At 74.0% G+C, this 20,667-nt stretch carries 1 protein-coding gene; it reads left to right on the top strand.

Annotation, left to right across the window (positions count from 1 at the left end; translation table 11 throughout):
* Positions 1 to 12 precede the first annotated feature (12 nt).
* Entirely contained in the window at positions 13 to 20,589 is a 20,577-nt protein-coding gene (locus OG254_RS44495) for an SDR family NAD(P)-dependent oxidoreductase (protein ID WP_405593434.1), read from the top strand.
* Positions 20,590 to 20,667: the final 78 nt, after the last annotated feature.

Below are 20,667 nucleotides of genomic sequence, written 5' to 3' on the forward strand. Positions count from 1 at the left end.
AGAGAGCCCGCCTTGAACACACCCAACCCCTACGTCGAGGCGCTGCGGACCTCCCTGAAGGAGAACGAGCGGCTGCGACGGCACAACCAGCAGCTGATCTCGGCGTCCGTCGAGCCGATCGCCGTCGTCGGCATGGGCTGCCGCTACCCCGGCGGCGTCGCCTCCCCGGAGGACCTGTGGGAGCTCGTCGCCGCCGGACGGGACGCCATCGGCCCGTTCCCCGCCGACCGCGGCTGGGACCTGGCCCGCCTCACGGGCGACGGCCCCGGCCGCAGTCGCGCGCGCGAAGGCGGCTTCCTCGACGCGATGACCGAGTTCGACCCGGCGTTCTTCGGGATCGCCCCACGCGAGGCGCTCGCCATGGACCCCCAGCAGCGGCTGCTCCTGGAGACCGCCTGGGAGGCCCTCGAACGCGCCGGAATCGCCCCCACCGCACTGCGCGGCAGCCGCACCGGCGTCTTCGCGGGCACCACCATCCAGGACTACGGCAAGGTCGTCGCCGAAGCCCGCGAGAACATGGACGTCTACGCCACCACCGGCCACGCCGCCGGTGTGATCTCCGGACGCGTCTCCTACGTCCTCGGCCTGGAGGGGCCCGCCGTCACCGTCGACACCGGCTGCTCCTCCTCCCTCGTCGCCCTGCACTGGGCCGTGCAGTCGCTGCGCACCGGCGAGTCCACGCTCGCCCTCGCCTGCGGCGCCACCGTCATGTGCACCCCGGGCACCTTCGTCTCCTTCACCGCGCAGGGCGGCCTCGCCGCCGACGGCCGCTGCAAGCCCTTCTCGGCCGCCGCCGACGGCGTCGGCTGGAGCGAGGGCGCCGGTGTCCTCGTACTGGAACGCCTCAGCGACGCCCAGCGGGGCGGCCACCCCGTGCTCGCCGTGATCCGTGGCACCGCCCTCAACCAGGACGGCGCCTCCAACGGCATCAGCGCCCCCAACGGACCCGCGCAGCAACGCGTCATCCGCGCCGCCCTCGACAACGCCGGCCTCACCCCCGACCAGATCGACGCCGTCGAGGCGCACGGCACCGGCACGACCCTCGGCGACCCCATCGAGGCCCAGGCCCTGCTCGCCGCCTACGGCCAGGACCGCGAACGGCCCCTGCTGCTGGGCTCGGTGAAGTCCAACATCGGCCACACCCAGGGCGCCGCCGGAGTCGCCGGCATCATCAAGACCGTCATGGCGCTGCGGGCCGGCCTGCTCCCGCGCAGCCTGCACGCCGAGCAGCCGACACCCGACGTCGACTGGACAGCGGGTTCGGTGCGGTTGCTGACCGCCAACACGCCCTGGCCGCAGACCGGGGCCCCGCGCCGCGCCGGCGTCTCCTCCTTCGGCATCAGCGGCACCAACGCCCACGTCGTCCTCGAACAGGCCCCGCCCGCCGAGGAACCAGAGGCCCGCTTCACCCCGGCCCTGACGCCCTGGCCGGTGTCCGCCCGCACCGCCACCGCCCTCGACACCCAGATCCACCGGGTCACGGCCGCCGCCTCCCGCCTGCCCGCCATGGACGTCGGCCACTCCCTCGCCACAGGACGCGGCCACCTGGAACACCGCGCCGTGCTCCTGCCGCACGAGGACGGCCCGCGCGAGGTGGCGCGCGGCACGGCCGGAGAGGGTGGCCTCGCCGTCCTCTTCACCGGTCAGGGCAGCCAACGCCTCGGCATGGGACGCGAGTTGTACGACCGCTTCCCCGCGTTCGCCGAAGCGCTCGACGAGTTGCTCGCCCACCTGGACCCCGCCTTGCGCGACGTGATGTGGGGCGACGACGAGGCCGCGCTGGGCCGCACCGAACACGCCCAGCCCGCCCTCTTCGCCGTCGAGGCAGCCCTCTACCGGCTCGCCGAATCGCTGGGTGTGCGCCCCGGCTTCGTCGCCGGGCACTCCATCGGCGAGATCACCGCCGCACACGTCGCAGGCGTGCTCTCAGCCGAGGACGCCTGCGCCCTCGTCACCGCCCGCGGCCGCCTCATGCAGGCCCTGCCCGAGGGCGGCGCCATGGTCGCCGTCGCGGCGTCCGAGGACGCGGTGCGCCCGCTGCTCGGTGACGACGTGGCGCTCGCCGCCGTCAACGGACCGGCCTCCGTGGTCCTGTCCGGCGCCCAGGACGCCGTACTCGCGGCCGCCGAACGGCTCCGTGACGCCGGCCACCGCACCCACCGGCTCACCGTCTCGCACGCCTTCCACTCACCGCTGATGACGCCCGTCCTCGACGACTTCCGTGCCGTCGTCGCCGGCCTCACCTTCAACGACCCGCTGCTGCCCGTCGTCTCGACGGTCACCGGCCGCACCGCCACCGCCCGGGAACTGCGCGACCCCGAGCACTGGACCCGGCACACCGTCGCCACCGTACGATTCGCCGACGCCGTACGCACCCTCGCCGCCCAGGGCGTGCGCGCCCACCTGGAGTTGGGCCCCGACGGTGTGCTCAGCCCGCTCGTCGACGAGACCCTCGCGGACCCGGAGACCATCGCCGTACCGGTCCTGCGCTCGGGCCGCCCCGAGGAACTGTCCCTGATCACCGGCCTCGCCCGGCTGCACACCGCCAGCGCCGCCGGAACCGTCGACTGGGCCGCCCTCTACCGGGACACCGGTGCCCGCCGCGTCGACCTGCCCACCACCGCCTTCGAGCGGCAGCCCTACTGGCCCACCGGCACCGGCCGTACCCGGGACGCCGCAGGCCTCGGCCTCGGCGCGTCCGGCCACCCGCTGCTGGCCGCCACCGTCGACCTGGCCGACGGCGAGGGCGTCGTCCTCACCGGACGGCTGACCCCCGCCCGGCAACCCTGGCTCGCCGACCACGTCGTCCACGGCCGTGTCCTGCTGCCCGGCACCGCCTTCCTGGAGCTCGCCCTGCGGGCCGGTGACGAGGTGGGCTGCGACCGCGTCCACGACCTCACCCTCACGGCCCCGCTGGAGATCGCCGAACGCGAAGCCGTCCAACTCCAGGTCCGGGTCGGCCCACCCACGGCCGACGGCCGCCGCCCCGTCAGCGTCCACTCCCGCCCCGACACCGCCGACTCCGGTGCCCTGTGGACCGTCCACGCCGCCGGTCGACTCGACGCCGCCACAGGCACCCCCGCCCACCCGTCACCCGACACCGCGTGGCCACCACCCGATGCCGAGCCGGTCGACCTCACCGACTGCTACGACGACCTGGCCCGGCTCGGCTTCGCCTTCGGCCCCGTCTTCCGCGGCCTGCGCGCCGCATGGAAACGCGGAACCGAACTGTTCACCGAAGCCACGCTGCCAAACGAGGCCCACCCCGACGCCACGGCCTTCCTGCTCCACCCGGCCCTGGCCGACGCCGCCCAGCACGCAGCCACCTACGGCGACCTCGGCACCCTCAGCGAAGGCGGCCTGCCCTTCTCCTGGGAGGGCGTACGCCTGCACGCCACCTGCGGCACGACCCTGCGCACCCGCATCGCCCGCCTGGACGACGACACCGTCACCCTCACGGCCACGGATCCCGCGGGCAACCCGGTCCTGACGGTGGACGCGCTGGTCACCCGCCCCGCGGCGGCGACCACCCGCACCGCACCCGACGCCCTGTTCACCGTCGACTGGCCGCTCCTCGGCGACAGCACGGCCGCGGCCGCGGACCTCCCGGTCGCCGTGATCGGCCCCGACACCGACGACCTGGCCGACGCCCTGCGCGCGGCCGACGCCACCGTCACCGTCGCCCCCGACCTGGCCGCACTCGACGCCGTACCCCCCGTCGTCCTCACCCGCATCACCGGCGACACCTCCACCATGCCCGGCGCCCTGCGCGTCACCACCGAGCGCGCCCTGAGCCTCGTCCAGTCATGGCTGGCGGAACCCCGCTTCGCCGACTCCCGCCTCGTCGTGGTCACCCCCGCCACCGGCGACCTCCCGGCCGCGGCAGCCCGCGGTCTCCTGCGCACCGCCCAGACGGAGAACCCCGGCCGCGTCACCGTCCTCCACCTCGACGGCCCGGCCGACGGCGAGACGCTGCGCCGCGCCCTGACCACACCCGAGCCCGAAGTGCGCGTCGACGCGGCCGGTCTGCACGCGCCCCGGCTCACCCGAGCCCCGCGCACCGGCCAGGAAACGCCCGCCCGGCCCTGGGACGTCTCCGGCACCGTCCTGGTCACCGGCGGAACCGGCGGCCTCGGCGCCCTCGTCGCCCGCCACCTCGTCACCCGGCACGGCGCCCGCGACCTCCTGCTCGTCTCCCGCCGAGGCCCCGACGCCCCCGGCGCCGACCGGCTCACCACCGACCTGACCGAACTCGGCGCCCGCGTCCGCGTCACCGCCTGCGACATCGGCGACCGCGACGCCCTCGCCCGGCTCCTCGACGGCGAGCACCTCACGGCCGTCGTCCACATCGCCGGCACCGTCGACGACGGCGTCGTCGGAGCCCTCACCGCCGACCGCCTCGACAGCGTGCTGCGGCCCAAGGCCGACGCCGCCTGGCACCTGCACGAACTCGCCCCCGACGTCGGCACGTTCGCCCTGTTCTCCTCCGCGGCCGGCACCCTGGGCGGCGCCGGCCAGGCCAACTACGCCGCCGCCAACGCCTTCCTCGACGCCCTCGCCGCACACCGCCACACCCTCGGCCTGCCCGCGCTCTCCCTCGCCTGGGGACCCTGGGACGTCGCGGGCAGCGCCATGACCGGCGACCTCACCGACATCGACCGGGCACGCCTCGCCCGCTCCGGGTTCCCCTTCCTCACCCCCGAGGACGGCCTGGCCCTCCTCGACGCCGCCCCGGCCACCGGACACAGCACCGTCCTCCCCATCCGGATCGACCTCGCCGCGCTGCGCGCCCGAGACGACGTCCCCGGGCCCCTCAGCGGCCTGGCCCGACGCTCCACGACAGTTCGAACGACCCTGACCAGGGCGGTCGCGTCCGGCGCGACTCAGACGGCCGGCCTCGCGCAACGGCTCGACCCCGCCGACCGCAGAGGGGCACTCCTCGACCTGGTCCGCGAAGAGGTGGCCGCCGTCCTCGGACACCAGGACGCCCAACGCGTCGAGCCCAGCCGGGCCTTCCGGGACCTGGGCTTCGACTCCCTCACGGCGGTGGAACTCCGCAACGCCCTCGGCACGTCGACCGGCCTGCGCCTGCCCGCCACCCTGATCTTCGACCACCCCACACCCCGGGCGCTGGCCGAGCACCTGCTGTCGAACCTGTTCCCGGACACCGCCACGGGCACGACCGCACAGGTAACGCCATCCTCGACGACCCTCGCCGACGACCCGGTGGTGGTCGTCGGGATGGCGTGCCGCTACCCGGGTGGGGTCCGGTCGCCGGAGGATCTGTGGCGGCTGGTGTCGGACGGCGTGGACGCCGTGGGCGAGTTCCCGGCCGACCGCGGCTGGGACCTCGACCGGCTCTTCCACCCCGACCCCGACAACCCCGGCACGTCCTCGACCCGGGCCGGTGGCTTCCTGCACGACGCCGGCGACTTCGACGCGGACTTCTTCGGGATGAGTCCGCGGGAGGCGTTGGCGACGGATGCGCAGCAGCGGTTGCTGTTGGAGTCGGTGTGGGAGGCGATAGAACGGGCCGGTATCGACCCGATGTCCCTGCGCGGCAGCCAGACCGGTGTCTTCGCGGGTGTGATGTACAACGACTATCGGGAGTTGTTGCCGGGGGAGGAGTTCGAGGCGTTCCGGGGCAATGGCAGTGCCCCGAGCATCGCTTCGGGCCGTGTCGCCTACGCGCTGGGCTTCGAAGGGCCTGCGGTATCCGTTGACACGGCGTGTTCGTCGTCGCTGGTGGCGGTGCATTTGGCTGCGCAGGCGTTGCGTGGTGGGGAGTGTTCGTTGGCGGTCGCCGGTGGCGTGACGGTGATGTCGACGCCGACGACGTTCGTGGAGTTCTCCCGGCAGGGCGGGCTGGCGCCGGACGGGCGGTGCAAGGCGTTCTCGGACGCGGCTGACGGGGTGGGCTGGGCCGAGGGTGTGGGTGTGCTGCTGCTGGAGCGGCAGTCGGATGCGGTGCGGAACGGGCATCGGATTCTGGCGGTCGTCCGGGGCAGTGCCGTCAATCAGGACGGTGCTTCGAACGGGCTGACGGCTCCGAACGGTCCCTCGCAGCAGCGGGTGATTCGGCAGGCACTTGCGTCCGCCGGGCTGTCGACGGCTGAGGTCGACGCGGTGGAGGCGCACGGTACGGGCACAACGTTGGGCGATCCGATCGAGGCGCAGGCCCTGCTGGCGACGTACGGCCAGGACCGTGAACGGCCCCTGCTGCTGGGCTCGGTGAAGTCCAACCTCGGCCACACCCAGGCCGCCGCCGGTGTCGCCGGTGTCATCAAGAGCGTGCTGGCGATGCGGCACGGCGTCGTCCCGCGCACCCTGCACGTCGACGCGCCGTCCTCCCACGTGGACTGGTCGGCCGGGGCGGTGGAACTGGTCCGGGAGCCGGTTCCGTGGCCGGACCACGATCGTCCGCGCCGCGTCGGCGTGTCCTCCTTCGGCGTGAGCGGCACGAACGCACACGTGATCCTTGAACAAGGTCCTGTGGAGCCGGAGTCCGAGCAGCCGGCGGAACCGTCCGGGGACGTCCCCTGGGTGGTGTCCGGCAAGTCGGCGTCCGCCCTCGACGCGCAACTCGACCGCCTTCGGGCAGGCATCGAAGGCTCGGCTCAGGACGTCGGGCACGCACTTGCGACCGGCCGGGCCCGGTTCCCGTACCGGGCGGTGCTGGTGGGCGGCGAAGTGGTCCGCGGAGTGGCCGTCGACGGGCCGTTGGCGTTCGTGTTCTCCGGACAGGGCGCTCAACGGCTCGGCATGGGGCGGGAGTTGTACGGAAGATTCCCGGTGTTCGCCCAAGCCCTGGACGAGATCCTGGCCGAGCTCGATCCGCGCCTGCGCGACGTCGTCTGGGGCGGGGACGAGGAGGCCCTGAACCGGACCGAGTTCACCCAGCCCGCACTGTTCGCGATCGAGGTGGCGCTGTTCCGGCTGGTCGAATCGCTGGGCGTGCGGCCGGACTTCCTGGCCGGTCACTCCGTCGGCGAGATCGCTGCCGCTCATGTCGCGGGAGTTCTGTCGTCGGCGGACGCGTGTGCGTTGGTGTCGGCGCGAGCACGGCTGATGCAGGCACTGCCCGAAGGCGGGCTGATGCTGGCGATCGAGGCCACCGAGGACGAAGCCACCCCGCACCTCACCGACGAGGTGTCCATCGCGGCGGTCAACGGACCCACCTCACTGGTGCTGTCCGGGGTGGAGGAGGCCGTCCTCGCGGTCGCCGCCGCCCTGCCGGGCCGCCGTACCACCCGCCTCCGCGTCTCGCACGCCTTCCACTCGCCCCTGATGGAGCCGATGCTGGACGAGTTCCGCGCGGCGATCGCCGGTCTGCACTTCCACGAGCCGGACATCCGGCTCGTCTCGAACCTCCCCGGGGATGTCGCCACCCCGGACTACTGGGTGGAGCACATCCGCGGGACAGTCCGTTTCGCCGACGGCATCCGCACCCTTGGCGACCTGGGTGTCACCCGCTTCCTGGAGCTGGGCCCCGACGGCACCCTCACCGGGCTCATCGAGCAGACCGCTCCCGAAGACGCCGTGGTCGTCCCTGCACTGCGCAGGAACCGCCCCGAGGAGACAGCCGCACTCACGGCCCTCGCCCAGCTCTTCGTACACGGCGTCCCCGTCGCCTGGGAGGCCCTCTTCACCGGCACCGCGGTTCGCCCCGTCGAGGTGCCGACGTATCCCTTCCGACGTCGGCGCTTCTGGCCGGAACCGTCCCTGTCCGTGAAGGACGCCGTGGCCATGGGCGTGGACGCCGTCGGCCATCCGCTCCTCGGCGCGGCCGTACCCCTGGCCGGGTCCGACGGGACCGTCCTGACCGGCCGGCTGTCGCTCGCCTCGCACCCCTGGCTCGGCGACCACAGGGTGCACGGCCGTTCCCTGCTGCCCGGCGCCGCACTGGCCGAACTGGCCCTGCGTGCCGGCGAGGAGTACGGCTGCCGGCGCCTCGCCGAACTGACCCTGGGCACGCCGCTGGTGGCGCCCAATGAGGGTGGCGTACGTCTTCAGGTCACCGTCGGCCCGGCTGACGCGGACGGGCGGCGGACGGTGACCGTGCAGTCCCGTCCGGAAGGGGATGCGGAAGCGCCGTGGACCGTCCACGCGTCCGGTCTGCTGGAGGGTGAGGAGCAAACGCCCGCTGCTGAACCGGAGTTGGCGGTCTGGCCGCCGGTCGATGCCGAGCCCGTCGCACTCGACAGCTTCTACGCCGACCGGGCGTTGACCGGGTTCGGGTACGGCCCGGCCTTCCAGGGGCTGCGTGCCGCCTGGCGGCGTGGTGACGAGGTCTTCGTCGAGGCGGAGTTGCCCGAAGGCACCGAGCCGGGGGATTTCGTTCTGCACCCCGCCCTGTTCGACGCGGCTCTGCAAGGTACTTCGCTGCTGGTGGGGGACGGGGTGGTGCCCTTCTCCTGGGAGGGTGTCGCGCTGCACGCCGAAGGGGCCTCGGCGGTACGGGCCCGGCTGTCGCTCGTCGCGCCGGACCGCGTCCGGGTGGCCCTCGCCGACCCGACGGGACGGCCCGTGGCCGGTGCCGACGCGCTGGCCGTCCGTGCCATCACTGCGGGGCAGTTGGAGGCGGCGGGCGCCGCCGGACCGCTGTACCGCGTCGAGTGGGTGCCGGCCGCAGACGTGGCCCGCGACCCCGGCACGCTGAACGTCTCCGGGGACGGCGACGGCACGCTCACCGCGGCGTTGCGGGAGGCGGGCCTCGTGCTGGTCGAAGACGGTGCGGAGGCGGAGGCGGAGGCGGAGGCGGAGGTCCTGGTCCTGCCGCCGCCCGCGTCGGACGTGCGGTCCTCCGTGGCGGACGCCTTGGCGGTGTTGCAGGATGCCCTGGCCGAGGAGCCCGAGCGCCGGCTGGTCCTGGTCACGCGGGACGGTGACGGTCCCGCGGGGGCTGCCGTGCGCGGGCTGCTCAGGTCCGCCGCCGCCGAGCATCCCGGCCGAGTGGCCGTCCTCACCGTCACCGATCCGGCACCGCGGGCGCTGCGCAACGCACTTGGGCTGCTGCTGCACGGCGCCGAGCCCGAGGTCGCCGTGCGGAGCGGGGAGGTTCTGGTGCCCCGGCTGGAGCGGCTGCGAGGGCCGGACGGCGAAGGCCGGGCACCGGTGTGGGACCGGGGGAGTGTCCTGGTCACCGGTGGCACGGGCGGCCTCGGTGCTGCCGTGGCGCGGCATCTCGTCGCGCGACACGGCGTGCGGGATCTGCTGCTGGTCTCGCGCCGAGGTCCGGATGCGCCGGGTGCCGCCGAACTGGTCGCCGAGCTGGCGGAGGCCGGCGCCCATGCCGAGGTCGCGGCCTGTGACGTGGCCGACCGTGACGCACTGGCGGGGCTGCTGGCCCGGCGGACCGTCGGCGGTGTGGTGCACACGGCCGGGATCCTCGACGACGGCGTGGTCACCGCGCTGACCGAGGACCGGGTGGCGGCCGTACTGCGCCCGAAGGCGGAGGCCGCACGGCATCTGCATGAACTCGTCGACGCCGATGTGCCGTTCGTGGTGTTCTCGTCGGCCGCCGGAGTACTCGGAAGTGCCGGTCAGGGCAACTACGCCGCCGCCAACGCCGGCCTGGACGCGCTCATGCGCGAGCGGCGTGCCGCGGGACTGCCGGGGCTGTCGCTGGCCTGGGGCCCCTGGGAGGCCGCCGCCGGAATGACCCGGCAGCTCACCGACGCCGACCGGGCGCGTATGGCGCGCACCGGGCTGCTGCCCCTGCCCACGGCGACCGCGCTCGCCCTCTTCGACGCCGCCCTGTCCCACGACGAACCGGTCGTGCTGCCCCTGAGCCTCGACACGCAGGCACTGGCCGAGGCTGGGCCCGACGCACCGGCCGTACTTCGCGGACTCGTGCGACACCGGGTCGACAGGCGACGTTCCGCCGCGTCGCTCACCTCGGGTGATGCGGGGCTCGCGGCGGCACTGAGGCGGCTCGGGCCCGATGAGCAGGAACGTGAGCTGCTCGGCCTGGTGCGCGGTCAGGTCGCCCGCGTGCTCGGGCACCGCCGTGCCGACGCCGTCGAGCCCCGGAGGCCCTTCCGCGAGCTGGGGTTCGACTCGCTCACGGCCGTCGAACTGCGCAACGGCATCGCCGCCACCACCGGCCTGCGACTGTCCGCGACCCTCGTCTTCGACCACCCGACCGCCGCCGACCTCGCCACGCATCTGCACGAGCGGCTGACCGGCGGCCAGGTCCCTGCCGGGGACGCGACCGAAGCGGACACCCGGCGGGCCGCCACCGACGACGACCTTGTGGCGATCGTGGGCATGGCCTGCCGCTTCCCCGGCGATGTCGGGACCCCCGACGACCTGTGGCGACTGGTGACGGACGGCGTCGACGCCATCGGTGACGTTCCCGCCGAGCGCGGCTGGGAGGAGGCCAGGCGCGGCGGATTCCTGGGCCGGGCGGGCGACTTCGACGCCGACTTCTTCGGGATGAGCCCGCGCGAGGCACTCGCCACGGACGCACAGCAGCGGCTGCTCCTGGAGGTCTCCTGGCAGGCGGTCGAGGACGCGGGCATCGATCCGGTGACGCTGCGCGGCAGCCGCACCGGAGTCTTCGCCGGCGTCATGTACGGCGACTACGGCACTCTCCTCACCGACGAGCGGTACGCGGGCCTGCGCGGCGCCGGCAGTGCCCACAGCGTGGCCTCCGGCCGGGTCGCGTACACCCTCGGCCTGGAAGGGCCGGCCGTCACCGTCGACACCGCCTGCTCCTCCTCGCTCGTGGCGATGCACCTGGCCGCCCAGGCGCTGCACGGCGGCGAGTGCACCCTTGCCCTGGCCGGCGGAGTGACGGTGATGGCGACCCCCTCGACCTACGCCGAGTTCGACCGCCAGGGCGGCCTCGCCGCCGACGGCCGCTGCAAGGCGTACTCCGATGCGGCCGACGGCGTCGGATGGGGCGAGGGCGTCGGCCTGGTCGTGCTGGAGCGGCTGTCCGACGCCCGCCGCAGCGGGCACCGCGTGCTGGCGGTCCTGCGCGGCTCCGCCGTCAACCAGGACGGCGCCTCCAACGGCCTGACCGCCCCCAACGGACCCGCCCAGCAGCGCGTCATCCGCCAGGCGCTGGCGGTCGCCGGGCTCTCCCCGGCCGACGTGGACGCAGTCGAGGGCCACGGCACCGGTACCCGGCTCGGCGACCCCATCGAGGCGCAGGCCCTGCTCGCGACGTACGGACAGGACCGAGCGCAGCCGCTGCTCCTGGGGTCGGTGAAGTCCAACATCGGGCACACCCAGGCCGCCGCCGGAGTCGCCGGCGTCATCAAGACGGTGCTGGCCATGCGGCACGGGATCGTGCCGCGCACCCTGCACGCCGACACGCCGTCCACGCACGTGGACTGGGAGTCGGGCGCGGTACGCCCGGTGCGTGAGGACACCGTGTGGCCGGACACGGACCGCCCGCGCCGGGCCGCCGTCTCCTCCTTCGGCGTCAGCGGCACCAACGCCCACGTCATCCTCGAAGCCGTCCCGCCTCAGCCGCAGGAGGCCGAGCGGGAGCCGGCCGCCGTGACACCGGCCGTGGTTCCGTGGGTGATGTCGGCCCGCACCGCCGCCGCTCTCGACGCCCGTAAGGCCCGACTCGCCCACCGCGACGGCATCCTGGACGTCGGCTTCACCTTGGCCGCCACCGGGCGCACCGCCTTCCCGCACCGCGCGGTGCTGTTGGCGTCCGAGGAAGGGATGACGAAGGCCGCGAGGGGAGTGGCGGCCGAGGGGCCGACGGCGTTCGTGTTCTCCGGTCAGGGTGCCCAGCGTCTGGGCATGGGCCGGGAGTTGAGTGCCCGCTTCCCGGTGTTCGCCCAGGCCCTGGACGAGACGTTGGCCGAGCTGGACCCGTGTCTGCGCGAGGTGATCCGGGGCGAGGACGAGGAGGCCCTGAGCCGTACGGAGTTCACCCAGCCCGCGCTCTTCGCCATCGAGGTGGCGCTGTACCGTCTTGCCGAATCGCTGGGTGTGCGGCCGGACTTCGTGGCCGGGCACTCCGTCGGGGAGATCGCCGCCGCCCATGTCGCGGGTGTGCTGTCGCTGCCGGACGCGTGCACGCTGGTGTCGGCGCGGGCCCGGCTGATGCAGGCCCTGCCCGAGGGCGGACTGATGCTCGCGGTCGAGGCCACCGAGGACGAGGTCACCCCGCACCTCACCGACTTGGTAAGTATCGCGGCGATCAACGGCCCGACATCGCTGGTGATCTCCGGCACGCAGGAAGCCGTTCTCGCGGTCGCCGCCGACCTGCCCGGCCGCCGCACGACCCGCCTGCGGGTCTCCCACGCCTTCCACTCACCTCTCATGGACCCGATGCTGGAGGACTTCCGGACCGCGATCTGCGGCCTGCACTTCGCCGAGCCGCGCATCCCCCTCGTCTCGAACCTCACCGGAGACCTCGCCACCGCGCACACGCCCGACTACTGGGTCCAACACGTCCGCGGCACCGTCCGCTTCGCCGACGGCATCCGCACCCTCACCGACCAGGGCGTCACCCGCTTTCTCGAACTCGGCCCCGACGGCACCCTCACCGCCCTCATCGAACAGATCGCCCCCCAGGGCGCCGTCGCAGTCGCCGCGCTGCGCAAGAACCGCCCCGAGGAGGAGACGCTGGTCACCGCGCTGGCCCGGCTGTTCACGACCGGCGTGCCCGTGGACTGGCCCGTGCTGTTCACGGGAACCGGGGCCCGCCGTACGCGGCTGCCCGGCTACCCGTTCCAGCACCGTCGCTACTGGCCGCCCGCCGGAGCCGCTCGCGCTGACGTCCGCGGCTCCGGGCTGACCGCCGTGCACCATCCGCTGCTGGGAGCGGCGGTACGCCTCGCCGACACCGACGCCGCCCTGTTCACCGGCCGCGTCTCGACGACGGCCCACCCCTGGACGACGGGCCATCGCGTCGCCGGCCAGGTCGTCCTGCCGGGCACCGCGCTCGCCGACCTCGTCGCCCGGGCCGGCGCCGAACTCGGCCACGGACACGTCACCGAACTGACCCTCGCGCAGCCGCTGGTCCTGCCCGACAGCGACGCCGTGACCCTTCAGGTGTCCGTCGCCGAACCCGACGACGCCGGCCTGCGCCCCGTCACCGTCTCCTCCCGGCACGACGGCGACCCCGACGCGCCCTGGCTGCGCCACGCCGTCGGCCTCCTCGCCGCCGACACCGCCCGGCCCGGGTCCGCGCCGATCGACTCGTGGCCGCCGGCCGACGCGGAGCCGGTCGACCTCGACACCTTCTACGCCGAACTGGCCGACACGGGCCTGACCTACGGCCCACCGTTCGGGGCGCTCACCGCCGTCTGGCGGCGCGGTGCCGAGGTGTTCGCCGAGGCCGCCCTCCCGGACGACACGGACACCGACGGCTTCGCCCTGCACCCCGCCCTGTTCGACTCTCTGCTGCACGCCGCCGCCTTCACGGGCGGCACGCCGGGCCTGCCGTTCGCCTGGCAGGACCTGGCGCTGCACGGCGGCACGGGCGCACGGACGCTGCGTGCCCACATCGTGCGGAACGCGGACGCGGACCCGGACACGGATGTGGACACGGCTGCGGGTGGGGACGCCGTGCGCCTCACCGTCACGGACCCCTCGGGCACACCGGTGGCCTCCGTGGGCTCCCTCGTCACCAGGCCGCCGTCCGAGACCCCTACGGCGGTCCCCAACGCACTGTTCCGGCGCACCTGGGCGCCGGTGGCGCACCCGGAAGCGTCGCCGACTCCTCGTCCGGCCGTACTCACCACGACGTCCGTCCCTGCCTGGGCACCACAGGACGCCGAGATCCTGCCTGGCCTCGATGCCCTCGGCGCCCTCGACGACACCACACCCGCACCGGACCTCGTCCTCACCGAGATCGCCGCCGAGGAACTGCACTCCACGCTCCGCGCCACCCTGGACCTACTCCACACATGGCTCGCCGCCACGCCATACGCGACGTCCCGCTTGGTCGTCGTGACGTCCGACGAGGACACCCCGGTCCTAGAGGCCGTACGGGGCCTGGTCCGCTCGGCGGCGAATGAACACCCCGGCCGCCTGGCCCTGCTCACCCGCGACCCGAACACACCTCAACTCCCCTCCCCGGCACAGCTTTTCGGCGCCTACGAGTCGGGCGAGACGGAGATCGCGGTACGCGGCAGGGACCTGCTTGCGCCCCGTCTGACCCGTCACGAGCCCGGCCCGCCGGACGACATCCGAGACATCTGGACGGGCCAGGGCAGCGTGCTCATCACGGGTGGCACGGGTGGCATCGGCGCGGCCTTGGCACGCCACCTCGTCACCCGGCACGGCGCACGCGACCTCCTGCTCGTGTCCCGGCGCGGGACGGACGCCCCTGGAACGGCCGAACTACGCGCCGAACTCACGGAGTTCGGCGCCCAAGTGGAGGTCGCCGCCTGCGACGTGGCCGACCGCGACGCACTGGCGCAGCTGCTCACCGGCCGCACCATCGGCGCCGTCGTCCACACGGCCGGCGTCCTCGACGACGGCGTCCTCACGGCCCTCACCGCCGAACGCCTCTCCGCAGTCCTTGCCCCCAAGGCCGACGCCGCCCGGCATCTGCACGAACTCCTCCCGGACGTCCGGGCGTTCGTCCTGCTCTCCTCCGCGGCCGGCACCTTCGGCGGCACGGGCCAGGCGAACTACGCCGCCGCCAACGCCTACCTCGACGGCCTTGCTGCGCACCGCCACGCCCGCGGTCTCCCCGCGACCTCCCTCGCCTACGGCCCGTGGGCGATGAACGACGGCATGACCGGCGAACTCGACCGCACCGACCGTGAACGCCTTGCGCGCTCCGGCTTCCGCCCCCTCACCGTCGAGGAGGCCCTGGCCCTGTTCGACACGGCAACGGCCGGTCAAGCCCCGGTTCTCGTGCCCGTCCGGCTCGACCATGCGGCGCTGCGCTCGCGGGCCGAGGTTCCGCCGCTGCTCCGGGGCCTGTTCCGGAGCCGTACGACCACTGCCGGCGCGGCCGACCTCCCGCGCCGCCTCGCCGGGAAGACCGCGCAGGAACAGCGAGCCCTGCTCCTCGACCTGGTGCGCGCCCGCGCCGCAGCCGTCCTCGGCCACGACGACGCCGCGGCCGTCGAACCCCGACGCCCCTTCCGGGACCTGGGCTTCGACTCGCTGACGGCCGTGGAACTGCGCAACGCGCTCGCCGCGGCGACGGGGATCCGCCTGCCCGCCACCCTGGTCTTCGACCATCCGTCGGCCGAGACGCTGGCGGCCCACCTGCGCGATCGGCTGGCCGGCACGGCGACGGTCCCGCAGGCGCCACCGACCGCGATGCCCTCGACCGACGATCCCGTGGTGATCGTGGGCATGGCGTGCCGCTACCCGGGTGGGGTCAGGTCGCCGGAGGACCTGTGGCGGCTGGTGTCGGAGGGCGTGGACGCGGTGGGCGAGGTCCCGGCCGACCGCGGCTGGGACCTCGACCGGCTCTATCACCCCGATCCCGACCACCCCGGCACGTCCTCGACCCGGGCCGGTGGCTTCCTGGCCGACGTCGGCGGGTTCGATCCCGAGTTCTTCGGGATGAGTCCGCGGGAGGCGTTGGCGACGGATGCGCAGCAGCGGTTGCTGTTGGAGTCGGTGTGGGAGGCGATAGAACGGGCCGGTATCGACCCGACGTCGCTGCGCGGCAGCCAGACCGGTGTCTTCGCGGGTGTGATGTACAACGACTATCGGGAGTTGTTGCCGGGGGAGGAGTTCGAGGCGTTCCGGGGCAACGGCAGTGCCCCGAGCATCGCTTCGGGCCGCGTCGCCTACGCACTCGGCCTCGAAGGCCCGACGGTCACGATCGACACCGCTTGCTCGTCGTCCCTCGTGGCCCTGCATTTGGCTGCGCAGGCGCTGCGGGGTGGGGAGTGCTCGCTGGCGGTCGCCGGTGGTGTGACGGTGATGTCGACGCCGACGACGTTCGTGGAGTTCTCCCGGCAGGGCGGGCTGGCACCCGACGGGCGCTGCAAGGCGTTCTCGGACGCCGCCGATGGAGTGGGCTGGGCCGAGGGCGTCGGCGTACTGCTGCTGGAGCGGCAGTCGGACGCGCTACGCAACGGCCACCGTGTTCTCGCCGTGGTGCGCGGTAGCGCGGTGAATCAGGACGGCGCCTCGAATGGCCTGACGGCTCCGAACGGTCCCTCGCAGCAGCGGGTGATCCGGCAGGCGCTCGCGGCGGCGGGGCTGTCGGCTGCCGAGGTGGATGCCGTCGAGGCACACGGCACCGGCACCACACTCGGCGATCCGATCGAGGCGCAGGCGCTCCTCGCCACCTACGGCCAGGATCGTGAACGGCCGCTGCTGCTGGGCTCGGTGAAGTCCAACCTCGGCCACACCCAGGCCGCCGCCGGTGTCGCCGGTGTCATCAAGAGCGTGCTGGCGATGCGACACGGCACCGTCCCGCGCACCCTGCATGTCGATGAGCCGTCGTCCCATGTCGACTGGTCGGCGGGTGCCGTGGAGCTGGTCCGAGAACCGATGCCATGGCCGGACAGCGACCGCCCCCGCCGGGCCGCCGTCTCCTCCTTCGGCCTGAGCGGCACCAACGCCCATGTCATCCTCGAAGCCGGTCCCGACGAAGAGCCCATCGCCGACGAGAGCGAGTCCATCGTCCCGCTGATCGTCACGGCACGTTCGGAGCAGGCCCTGGACGCGCAGGTACGGCAACTCCAGCCGTACGAGCCGTCGGTGCACGTTGGCTTCACCGCGGCGACCGGCCGGGCCGCCTTCGCCCACCGTGCGGTTCTGTTGGCGTCCGCGGCAGGGGTGGTGGAGGCGGCCAGGGGAGTGGCGGCCGAGGGGCCGACGGCGTTCGTGTTCTCCGGACAGGGCGCCCAACGCCTGGGCATGGGCCGGGAGTTGTATGCCCGCTTCCCGGTGTTCGCCCGAGCCCTCGACGAGACCCTGGCCGAACTGGACCCACGTCTGCGCGACGTGATCTGGGGCGACGAGGAACCCGCCCTGAACCGTACGGAGTTTGCTCAGCCCGCGCTCTTCGCCATCGAGGTGGCGCTGTACCGGCTCGCCGAATCCTTTGGCGTGCGGCCGGATTTCGTGGCCGGGCACTCCGTCGGGGAGATCGCGGCCGCGCACGTCGCGGGCGTGCTCTCCCTCGCGGACGCGTGCACGCTGGTGTCGGCGCGGGCCCGGCTGATGCAGGCCCTGCCCGAGGGCGGACTGATGCTTGCGGTCGAGGCCACGGAAGCCGAGGTCACCCCGCACCTCACCGACGAGGTGAGCATCGCGGCGATCAACGGCCCCACCTCCCTGGTGCTCTCCGGTACGGAAGAGGCCGTTCTCGCGGTGGCCGCCACCCTGCCCGGCCGCCGCACGACCCGGCTGCGGGTCTCGCACGCCTTCCACTCCCCGCTCATGAACCCGATGCTGGAGGACTTCCGCACCGCGATCCGCGACCTGCACTTCGCCGAGCCCCGCATCCCCCTCATCTCGAACCTCACCGCAGACGCCCCCCACACACCCGACTACTGGGTCCACCATGTCCGCGGCACCGTCCGTTTCGCCGACGGCATCCGCACCCTCACCGACCAGGGCGTCACCCGCTTCCTCGAACTCGGCCCCGACAGCACCCTCACCGCTCTCATCGAGCAGCTCGCCCCCGAGGACGCCGTCGCGGTCGCCGGGCTCCGCAGGAACCGTTCCGAGGAGGAGGCGTTGGCCGGCGCGCTCGGCCAACTCTTCGTGCACGGTGTGCCTGTCGACTGGGCGGCCTACTTCGCCGGTACCGGCGCCCGGCTCACCGACACCCTCCCCACCTACCCCTTCCAGCGGCAGCGCTACTGGCCGGAGCCCCGGATCGGCCCAGGCGCCGGTGGCGTGGGTTCCGTCGGGCTCGGGCCGGCCGGGCATCCTGTGCTCGGCACGGCGATGCTCCTCGCGGACGGCGACGGCACGGTGTTCACGGGCCTGCTCTCGCCTCAGGCACAGCCCTGGCTCGCCGACCACACGGTGCTCGGCCGGACCCTGGTGCCCGGCGCGGCCCTGGTCGAGCTGGTGATTCGGGCCGGTGACGAACTCGGCGTTGGACATGTCGAGGAACTGACCACGGGCGCCCCGCTCGTACTGCCCGACGACGGCGGCCCCGTCGGCCTCCAGTTGCGGATCGGCGACGCCGACGACGGGCGGCGCACCTTCGCGCTGCACGGACGGCCCGAGCGGGACGGCACCGACGCCCCCTGGACGGCGTACGCGCACGGCGTCCTCACCCACGCCCCTGCCGAGGCGGCGGTTCTCGACGCGGACGTGTGGCCTCCCGCGGGCGCCGAGATCATCGAACTCGACGCGCACTACGACACGTTGGCGGACGCCGGCTTCGACTACGGCCCGTCCTTGCGGGCACTGCGGCGCGCCTGGCGGCGGGGCGACGAGGTGTTCGCGGAGGTGTCCTTGGACGCAGCCACGGACGCCGACGGATACGGCGTCCACCCGGCCCTCCTCGACGCGGTGCTGCACGCGGCCGGTTTCACGGGGGCGGGCGGCGACGGCGGGACGGCGCTGCCCTTCTCGTGGGAGGACGTGTCCCTCTTCGCCTCGGGTGCCAGGACCGTGCGTGCCCGGCTGGAGCGGACGGGCGAGCGGACCGTGCGCATCGCGGTCGCCGACACCGAGGGCGGGGCCGTCCTCACCGTCGGCGGGCTCACCGTACGACCCGTCGACGACGACCAGTTGGCCGGTGCCGGGTCCGGCGCCGCTCCGGACGCGTTGTTGCGGACCGCGTGGCTGCCGCTCGGCGACCTCCCCGCCGACGCGCCCGCCGAGATCGCCGTACTCGGGGAGCTGCCCGAGGATCTCGCCGGGGAGCTGATCTCTGCCGACGTCAAGGCTGTGTCGTACGACGGACTTGCCGCCGTGGCCGGACACCACCGCCTGGTGCTGGCGCCGCTGCCGGAGACCGTGGCCGAACCGGACCCCTCCGCCTGCGCCCATGCCCACGCCCGTGCGGCGCTCTCCCTCGCCCGGACCTGGCTGGGCGATGAACGGTTCGCGGGGGCGCGGCTCGTCGTCCTGGGCCGTGGGGCCACGACCGGGGCGGATCCCGGTGCCGCGGCTGCCTGGGGGCTGCTGCGCTCGGCGCAGAGCGAGCACCCCGGCCGTATCGCTCTGCTCGACGTGCCCGGTGAAGCCCGTGGCCTGGCGGGCGCGTTGGAGTTGACCGAACCCGAAGTGGCCCTGGTGGGCGGCGAGTCACTGGTGCCGCGGCTGGAGCGCGTGAGCGGCGACGGACCGCCGACGCCGGCCGGCGACTCCGGCGAGAGCGTCCCCTTCGGCGACGGGGGAGCCGTACTCGTCACCGGCGGCACCGGAGGACTCGGTGCCGTTCTCGCCCGGCACCTCGTCACGCGGCACGGCGTACGGGACCTGCTCCTGCTGTCGCGGCGCGGGGCCGACGCGCGCGGCGCCGCGGAGCTCGTCGCCGAGCTGACCGGGCAGGGGGCCCGCGTCGAAGCCGTGGCCTGCGACGCCTCGGACCGGGACGCGCTCGGTGCCGCCCTTGCCGGACACCACGTCGGCCATGTCGTGCACGCGGCCGGTGTCCTCGACGACGCCACCGTCGCGCACCTGACGCCCGAGCGGGTCGCCGCCGTCCTGCGGCCCAAGGCCGACGCCGCGTGGCATCTGCACGAACTGCTGCCGGAGGTCCGCTCGTTCACGGTGTTCTCCTCGGCGGCCGGCACCTTCGGCAACGCCGGACAGGGCGCGTACGCCGCCGCGAACGCCTTCCTCGACGCGCTCGTACGGCACCGTCACCGGATCGGTCTGCCGGGCCGGTCCCTGGCCTGGGGACCATGGCAGCAGTCGGAGGGCATGGCCGGCGCGCTGAGCGCGCGCGACGTCGAGCGGATGCGTGCGGCCGGGTTCCCGCCACTGCGCACCGAAGAGGGCCTGGCCCTCTTCGACCGGACCGCTTGCCTTGATGAACCCGTCCTGCTGGCGGTGCGGATCGACGCGGCCGCCCTGCGCGCCCGCGACGACGTACCCGCGCTGCTGCACGGTCTCGTCCCGGTCCGCAGGTCGGCGGCCAGGTCCACCGACCCGGGACTGGTGGCGCGGCTCGCGACACTGGACGCGTCCGAAGGGCGCACGGCCGTACTGGAGTTGGTGCGCGAGCAGGCCGCCCGTGTCCTCGGCCACCGGCCCGGCGGTACGGCGGAGGTGGGACCGGCGCGAGCCTTCCGCGACCTCGGATTCGACTCGCTGATGTCGGTGGAGCTGCGCAACGCGTTGAGCACCGCCACCGGTCTGCGGCTGCCCGCCACGCTGGCCCTGGACCACCCGACACCGGAGGCGGTCGCCGGACACCTCTACACGCTGCTCGCCCCCGAGACCGAGCGGACCGGGGCGGACGGCCTGCTGGCGGTCCTGGAGCGCGTCGAGCAGATGATCGCGGCACTGCCGGAGCCCGCCGCCGACGGCGCGGCGCACCGGCAGATCGCGGGACGGCTCGACGTCCTGCGCACGCGCTGGTCGGCGCTCGCCGCATCGGCGACCGCAGCACCGGACGCGGAGGTGCACGACCCCGAGAAGGCGGCGGAGTTCGACGTGGACAACCTGTCGGACGACGAGATGTTCGCCTTCCTCGACGACGAACTCGGCAATGGGTGACCGAGGGGTGGAGAGCTTCCACTGATGTCCCCTGCCGCGCCCCGCCTAGCGTGGGCGAACCGGTACACGAACGGCGGA

It is taken from the genome of Streptomyces sp. NBC_01092, assembly GCF_045039535.1.
In the GTDB taxonomy this organism is placed as follows: domain Bacteria; phylum Actinomycetota; class Actinomycetes; order Streptomycetales; family Streptomycetaceae; genus Streptomyces.